This is a genomic window from Methanoculleus sp. MH98A (assembly GCF_000691865.1).
Taxonomy (GTDB): domain Archaea; phylum Halobacteriota; class Methanomicrobia; order Methanomicrobiales; family Methanoculleaceae; genus Methanoculleus.
This window is the reverse complement of the sequence record NZ_JMIO01000245.1, coordinates 1-575: the sequence shown is the minus strand read 5'-3', so window position 1 is coordinate 575 and position 575 is coordinate 1. Positions and strand designations below refer to the sequence as shown.

Annotated in this window: 1 protein-coding gene; it reads right to left on the bottom strand. The window is 45.4% G+C overall.

What is annotated here, in order from left to right; genetic code table 11:
• Positions 1-121 precede the first annotated feature (121 nt).
• The coding region (locus tag EI28_RS12830) for a DeoR family transcriptional regulator (protein WP_048115437.1) at positions 122-575 on the bottom strand (454 nt) is incomplete at its 5' end.

Sequence of the window (575 nt, the reverse complement as noted above, 5' to 3'; positions counted from 1 at the left end):
TAAAAGAACGCAAACGAAGGCCCAGGATACAATTCCCATGTACTTCGACTATCATAAGTATCTGAAAGATATCAGCAGACTGGAACAACCGATATCCGAAAATGAGTAGTTTATCAGGAGTTCATCCCTTCAAACCCCTGAATATGAAGATGTACTCCTTGCCCGATTTCTGCTTCGCCAGATATCCCAGCTTTTCGAGATGGAAGAGATCGTTTCTCGCCGTTCCATACGCCACACGGTATGTCTCAACGATCTCTTTGATCGTGATCGGCTTATCGGGGTTTTTAATAAGGGATTTGATTATTTCTGCCTGGCGAAGACTCAGTCCTTCGCTCTTCTGGAGAATGTTTAGCGCCTGTCTGCTCTCTTTCTGCTTCTTCTCGATATACTTCTGGATATTGTCGACCGCGGTTTTTACTGCCGCGAGATTGTAGCGGATGAAATACGTGAGATCGTTCTCATCGCTCTCGGTATACTGGTATGCCAGTTTATACTGCCCCTTCGTGTCTTTTATCGCTCTGGATACCGCCATATATTCGAACAGCCAGTAGTCCTTCCGCAGCATATACCAGTAA